Source organism: Clavibacter sp. MX14-G9D, from assembly GCF_032917815.1.
Lineage (GTDB): Bacteria > Actinomycetota > Actinomycetes > Actinomycetales > Microbacteriaceae > Clavibacter > Clavibacter michiganensis_K.
The window spans coordinates 1-6,053 of record NZ_JAVCVL010000168.1 but is presented as its reverse complement, the minus strand read 5'-3'; the positions used below and the strand labels follow the sequence as shown (position 1 = coordinate 6,053).

At 75.2% G+C, this 6,053-nt stretch carries 5 protein-coding genes; all 5 read right to left on the bottom strand.

Annotated elements, in window-relative coordinates:
• Window positions 1–35: 35 nt before the first annotated feature.
• Window positions 36–1,448 carry a dihydroorotase gene (locus Q6969_RS12105; protein WP_317230666.1) on the bottom strand — a complete coding sequence of 471 codons (1,413 nt, stop codon included), beginning with the start codon at window positions 1,446–1,448 and terminating at the stop codon, window positions 36–38.
• Window positions 1,449–1,459: 11 nt separating this feature from the next.
• Window positions 1,460–2,416, bottom strand: a complete 957-nt coding sequence (locus Q6969_RS12100; protein ID WP_317230665.1) for an aspartate carbamoyltransferase catalytic subunit — start codon at window positions 2,414–2,416, stop codon at window positions 1,460–1,462.
• A complete protein-coding gene (gene pyrR / locus Q6969_RS12095; protein ID WP_317230664.1) occupies window positions 2,413–2,991 on the bottom strand; it encodes a bifunctional pyr operon transcriptional regulator/uracil phosphoribosyltransferase PyrR in 579 nt (192 codons plus the stop codon). Before pyrR ends, Q6969_RS12100 begins: the two co-directional genes overlap by 4 nt.
• A gap of 150 nt (window positions 2,992–3,141) precedes the next feature.
• A complete protein-coding gene (acs, locus tag Q6969_RS12090) occupies window positions 3,142–5,193 on the bottom strand; it encodes an acetate--CoA ligase (RefSeq protein WP_317230663.1) in 2,052 nt (683 codons plus the stop codon).
• 83 nt (window positions 5,194–5,276) lie between these two features.
• A partial coding sequence (locus Q6969_RS12085) for an ABC transporter permease (RefSeq protein ID WP_317230662.1) occupies window positions 5,277–6,053 on the bottom strand: 777 nt, incomplete at its 5' end.

Genomic DNA, 6,053 nt, shown 5'->3' with positions numbered 1-6,053 from the left:
CGCGATCACGGTGAGCGCGGGTCCGAGGCGGTCGCTCATGCGGCGGGGCTCCCCGGGGCAACGGACGCCGACCCGCCGCGCGCGTCGGCGTCGGCGCGGTCGCGGAGGACCGCGGCGCGCGCGACCGTCCCGCGGTCGACGAGCGCGCCGTCGAGCACCGTCGGGTAGCCGCGGTGGAAGGTCGCGACGACGCGGCCGGGCAGCGTCATCTCCAGGTACGGGGAGTTGCCGCTCAGCCCGCCGAGGTCGTCGCGCCCGAAGACGCGCGAGGCGCGGGGGTCGTACAGGGTGATGTCGGCCGGGGATCCGCCCGCGAGGACGTGGCCGTGCTCGGCCAGGCGGCCGATGCGCGCGGGGGCGTGCGACATGACCCGCGCGACGCCCTGCCAGTCGAGCAGGCCCGTGTCGACCATCGCGAGCTGGACGACCGACAGCGCGGACTCGAGGCCCACCATGCCGAACGCGGCCGCGTCCCACTCGCAGTCCTTCGCCTCGACGGGGTGCGGCGCGTGGTCGGTGGCCACCACGTCGATGGTGCCGTCGGCGAGCGCGAGGCGGAGAGCCTCCACGTCCTCGCGGCGGCGCAGCGGCGGGTTGACCTTGTAGCGCGCGTCGTAGCCGGCGACCAGGTCCTCGGTGAGCAGCAGGTGGTGGGGCGTGACCTCGGCGGTCACGTCGACGCCGCGGGCCTTGGCCCAGCGGATCACGTCGACCGAGCCGGCCGTGGAGACGTGGCAGACGTGCAGGCGGGATCCGACGTGCTCGGCGAGCAGCACGTCGCGCGCGATGATCGACTCCTCGGCGACCGCGGGCCAGCCCGTGATGCCGAGCTCGCCGGACAGCGCGCCCTCGTTCATGGTGGCGCCCTCGGTGAGGCGCGGGTCCTGCGCGTGCTGCGCGATGACACCGTCGAACGCCTTCACGTACTCCAGCGCGCGGCGCATCAGGAGCGGGTCGGAGACGCACTTCCCGTCGTCGGAGAAGACGCGGACGGCGGCGCGGCTCGACGCCATGGCGCCGATCTCGGCCAGCGACTCCCCCGCGAGGCCGACCGACACGGCGCCGATGGGCCGCACCGTCGCGTAGCCCGCCGCGTCGCCGAGCGCCTTGACCTGCTCGACCACGCCGGCGGTGTCCTGCACGGGCATGGTGTTGGCCATCGCGAAGACCGCGGTGAACCCGCCGAGGGCCGCCGCGCGGGATCCGGTGAGCACCGTCTCGCTCTGCTCGTAGCCGGGCTCGCGCAGGTGCACGTGCAGGTCGACGAGGCCGGGCAGCGCCACGAGCCCGTCGGCCTCGACGACGTGCGCGCCGGCCGGGACCTCGAGGTCGGGCCCGATCTCGCGGATCAGCCCGTCGGCGACGAGGATGTCGGCGCGCTCGCCCGAGGGCAGGGTCGCGCCGCGGATCAGGTGGGCGTCGCGCGCGGTCGTGTCGTGCTGGGGCATGTCGTACTGGGTCATCGGTCGGCCTTCCCGTCGCCGGACAGCAGGAGGTAGAGGACGGCCATGCGCACCGAGACGCCGTTGGCGACCTGCTCGCGCACCGTGGACCTCTCCGAGTCGGCGGCGGCGGCGGATATCTCGAGCCCGCGGTTCATGGGCCCCGGGTGCATGACGATCGTATCGGGCCCGAGCAGCGCGAGCCGCGCGTCGTCGAGTCCCCAGATGCGCGCGTACTCGCGCGGGTTCGGGAAGAAGGCCGCGCGCATGCGCTCGGCCTGGATGCGCAGCATCATGACCGCGTCCGGCCGGCCCTCGACGAGCGCCGCGTCGAGGTCGTAGCGGACGGTCACCGGCCACGAGCCGACCCCCACGGGCACGAGCGTCGGCGGGGCGACGAGCGTGACCTCGGCGCCGAGCGTCGTGAGGAGCCACGCGTTCGAGCGGGCGACGCGCGAGTGGAGGATGTCGCCGACGATGAGGACGCGCGCGCCGTCGAGGCCCCTCCCCCGGGCAGCCGGGCCGTGCAGTCGGCGGCGGATGGTGAACGCGTCGAGCAGGGCCTGAGTGGGGTGCTCGTGCGTACCGTCGCCCGCGTTGACGATGCCGGCGTCGATCCAGCCGCTGCCCGCGAGCGTGTGCGGCGCGCCGGAGGACGGGTGGCGGACGACGACGCCGTCGGCGCCCATGGCCTGCAGGGTCTGCGCCGTGTCCTTCAGGCTCTCGCCCTTGGAGACGCTGGAGCCCTTGGCGCTGAAGTTGATGACGTCCGCCGAGAGCCTCTTGGCAGCGGCCTCGAACGAGATGCGGGTGCGGGTCGAGTCCTCGAAGAAGAGGTTGACCACGGTGCGGCCGCGGAGCGCCGGCGTCTTCTTGATCTCGCGCGTGCCCACGTCGGACATGTCCTCCGCGACGTCGAGGATGCGGACGGCCTCGTCGCGGGTCAGGTCGCGGGTGGAGAGCAGGTGCCTCACGACACGGCCTCCCCCGCGGCGGGCGCCGGCGCGTCGTCGGGGCCCTCGATGGCGACGGCGTCCTCGCCGTCGATCTCGTCGAGCCGCACGAAGATGCGCTCCGCGAGGCTCGACGGCAGGTTCTTCCCCACGAAGTCGGCGCGGATGGGGAGCTCCCGGTGCCCGCGGTCCACCAGCGCGGCGAGGCGCACGGCCGTCGGGCGGCCGAGGTCGCCGATCGCATCGAGGGCCGCGCGGACCGTGCGTCCGGAGAAGAGCACGTCGTCGACGAGCACGACCGTGCGGCCGTCCACGCCGCCCGCGGGCAGGAGCGTGGGCGCGGGCGCGCGGGTGGGGTTCCGCTGCAGGTCGTCGCGGTACATGGTGACGTCGAGCGAGCCCACCAGGTCGGCGGGGGCGTCGGGCTCGAGGCGGGCGATGATGCGGCCGATGCGCTCGGCGAGGACGGTGCCGCGCGTGGGGATCCCGAGGAGCAGGAGGCCGGCGGGGCCGCGGTTCGACTCGAGGATCTCGTGGGCGATGCGCGTGAGCGCACGGGTGATGTCAGAGGGCTGCAGCACGATGCGCTGAGGCAATCCGACCTCCTTCCCCGCCTCTCGGGACGGATGTTAAAGGTGGTCTGTTCCGCGGGTCACTCTAGCGGGTGGGCACCCGCCGGCGCGCCGCGGCGCGACCCCCGCGCGTGTCCGTCGTGCCGCTTTGGCGTCCGCCGTCCGCGCCGGGGATCAGCGGTCCGACGCGTCGAGGACGGCGCGGATGCGGCCGAGGACGGCGGCGTCCTGCAGGCTCGTGGCGTCCCCGAGCGTCCGGCCCTCGACGAGGTCGGCGAGGAGGCGCCGCATGATCTTGCCCGAGCGCGTCTTCGGCACGTCCGGCACCACCACGATCCGCCGCGGCTTCGCGACCGGCCCGATGGCCCGGGCCACGTGCGCCGTGAGCTCCGGCCCCAGCGACGCGGCGAGCGCGCGCCAGCCCTCCGCGTCGTCGTCCGCCGGCCGGTCGTCGCCGCGCGGCACCACGAACGCGACCACGCGCTGCCCGGTGAGGTCGTCGGCGACGCCCGTGACGCCGGCCTCGCCGACGCGCGGATGCGCGACGAGGGCCGACTCGATCTCGATGGTCGACAGCCGGTGGCCGGAGACGTTCACGACCTCGTCGATGCGGCCCTGGAGCGCGATGTCCCCGTCGCCGTCCCGTCGGGCGCCGTCGCCGGCGAGGAACCAGCCGCGGTCGGCGAAGCGCTCCCAGTAGGCGCTGCGGTAGCGGTCCGGGTCGCCCCAGACGGTGCGGGCCATCCCGGGCCAGGGACGCTGGATGACGAGGAGGCCCGGCTCCCCCGCGGCCGTCTCCTCGCCGTCGTCGTCGACCACGGCGACCCGGAACCCGGGCAGCGCGCGACCCGCGGCGCCCGGCTTCAGCGTGGAGGCGCCGGGCAGGGGCGCGATGACCGCGGCGCCGGTCTCGGACTGCCACCACGTGTCGACCACGGGCGCCGCGCCGCCGCCGACCTCCCGGTGGAACCAGCGCCACGCGGCCGGGTTGATCGCCTCCCCCACGGACCCCAGCAGGCGGATGCTGGACAGGTCGTGCCCGCCCACGCCGTCGGGGAACCAGCTCATGAGGGAGCGGATGAGCGTGGGCGCCGTGTAGTACGTGGTGACCCCGTAGCGCTCGATGATCTCCAGGTGCCGTCCACGGTGGGGCGTGTCGGGCGTGCCCTCGTAGATCACCTGCGTGAGGCCGTTGGAGAGCGGCCCGTAGATCTCGTAGGTGTGCGCCGTGACCCAGGCCAGGTCCGCGGTGCACCAGTGCACGTCGTCCGGCTTCGCGTCGAAGTGGGCCCAGTGCGCCCACGACGCGTGGGTCAGGTACCCGCCGGAGGTGTGCACGAGGCCCTTGGGGCGGCCCGTCGTGCCGGAGGTGTAGATGATGAAGAGCGGGTGCTCGGCGTCGAAGGCGCGGGGCTCGTGGACGGGCGACGCGGCTCCGACGGCCTCATGCCACCAGACGTCGCGTCCCTCGGTCCACGGCACGTCCTGCCCGGTGCGCCGGACGACGAGGACGTGCTCGAGGGACGGGACGCCCGCGACGGCCTCGTCCGCCTGCGGCTTGGTGGCGACCGCGGTTCCGCGCCGGTGCTGCCCGTCGCTCGTGATGAGCAGCCGGGCGCCCGTGTCCTCCACGCGGAAGCGCAGCGCCTCCGCCGAGAAGCCGCCGAACACGAGCGAGTGCACGGCGCCGATGCGGGCGACCGCGAGGGTCGCGACGACGGTCTCGACGAGCACGGGCAGGTAGATGACCACGCGGTCGCCGGGGCCGATGCCGAGGGCGGTCAGCGCGTTCGCGGCGCGCGCGACCTCCTCCTGGAGGTCGCGGTACGTGACGGCGCGGCGATCGCCGGGCTCGCCCTCGAAGTGCAGCGCGACCCTGTCGCCGCGCCCCGCGGCCACGTGCCGGTCGACGCAGTTGGCGGCGACGTTCAGGCGGCCGCCGGCGAACCAGGTGGCCGCGGGGACCTGCGGGGTGCCGTCCTCGGCGACGGGCGGGACCCAGGTGTGCGCCGTCTGCCAGGGCGTCTCCCAGTCGAGGCGGCGGGCGGCCTCCTCCCAGAAGGCGACGGGGTCGGACTCCGCGCGCGCGTACGCCTCCGCGCCGACGTTGGCCGACGCGGCGAGCGCGGCGGGCGGCGGGAACGAGGCCGGGCCCGCGGTCGCGGCGTCGCCGTCCGAGGGGTCCAGGGGGGTGGCGGCGGCCTGCTCGGTGCGCGGGGAGGTCATGCGACGACGCTACGTGCGCCCCGCGGAGGACCCGAACCGGGATCGTCACGCGGGGACACACGGCGCGCGAGGCGCTGCCGGCGTCAGCCCCAGCGGCGCACGAGCACGCGTTCGACGACACCCACGACGGCGTCGGTGATCGCGCCCAGCACGGCGAGGAGGACGATGGCGAGGAGCACCCGGTCCACGCGGCCGTTGCTCGACGACTCCGTGAGCAGGTAGCCGAGCCCCATCGAGGCGGCGAGCAGCTCCGCGGCGACGAGGAACAGCCACGACTGCGCGAGGGCGAGCCGGAGGCCGGAGACGACAGCGGGGAGCACGGCGGGCAGCTGCACTGTGACGAGGAGCGGGATCCGGCGCAGCCCGAACGCGCGCCCCACCTCCACGAGGTGCGGGTCCACGTGCCGGAGCGCCCCGGCGACGGTCGTGTACACGGGGAACAGGGCGCCGATCGCCACGAGGGTGACCTTGGAGTCCTCGTTGATCCCCATCCAGAGCAGGAGCAGCGGCACCCACGCGAGCGACGGGACGGTGCGGAAGGCGCCGGCGGTCGGGGCGAGGAGGAGCCGGCCGATGCGGGAGAGGCCCACCACGGCACCGAGCACGAGGCCCACCGTCGCGCCGAGGGCGAACCCGAGGAGTACGCGCTGCAGGGAGATGGCGACGTACTGGCCGAGGATCCCCTGCTCGGCGAGCTGGACCCCCGCCCGCACCACGTCGAGCGGCGCGGGCAGCAGGTGGGCGGGGACGGCGCCGGTGGCGGTGACCACCGCCCAGAGCCCGACGACCAGGAGCGGGACGACGGCGCCGACGGCCGTGCGCACGAGGGCGCCGCCCGCGGTGCGGCGGGTCGCCGGCCG